The sequence below is a fragment of the Brevibacterium sp. VCM10 genome (assembly GCF_000583215.1).
Lineage (GTDB): Bacteria > Actinomycetota > Actinomycetes > Actinomycetales > Brevibacteriaceae > Brevibacterium > Brevibacterium linens.
Map to the genome: position 1 here is coordinate 1 of NZ_JAJB01000141.1, position 743 is coordinate 743.

At 68.1% G+C, this 743-nt stretch carries 1 pseudogene; it reads right to left on the minus strand.

Annotated elements, in window-relative coordinates:
• Positions 1-715, minus strand: a pseudogene (locus AD89_RS19075) (multicopper oxidase domain-containing protein); the annotation flags it as partial.
• Positions 716-743 lie beyond the last annotated feature (28 nt).

A 743-nucleotide genomic window follows, 5' to 3' on the forward strand; every position in this document is an offset into this window, starting at 1 on the left:
CGGCCGCCTCGGCGCCGGGGATGATCTTGGTGCGCAGCATCGTCGGCCACAGGGTCATGAGCGTGCCCATGACGGTCAGCCCGATCCAGCCGAGCAGATTGAGCAGCGCGTGGGCGGCGAGCAGTCGCGAGTGCCAGGGTTCGCCGATGTCGCGAGCGAGGATGACACCGAGGGTGACGCCCAGCGGCAGGATCGCGGCCGCCGCGCGGTAATAGTGGATGGTTCCGGCGAAGCGTGAGGCCAGGGCGTGGCGGGCCTTGCCCCACAGGTCGGCACCGTGCCAGATGACGGCGGCGGCCACACCGACCGCACCGATGATGACGACTGGCCACAGCGAGGTCATCATGCCGATGACGACGGCCAGCGTGCCGGTGTTGATGAGTCCGAGGCGGATGCTCTGATTGCGTCGATCCCGCGCCGAGGCGGGAGTGTGCAGCAGCGCCTGCGCGAAGTGCTGTGACCACACGAGGATCGAGTGGCTGACCGCGCCGAGGACGAGCAGATGGATCATCAACCACCTGGCGACCGGCAGTCCAGGATGGGCGGCGATGACGACGAGGAGGAACACGATCCAGACGACGACAGGGATGTCGCGGACGAGCCAACGTCCGCGCCCGATCCCGAGTTCCGCATCGCGGCTGCGGTCGCCCAGGCCAGTGCCGGACTTGTCACCCTTAGAACTGTGGTCGCCCGGTGAGGACAGCTGCGGGGTCATCGGTTGAAGTCCTCCTTCGCCGAGGCGG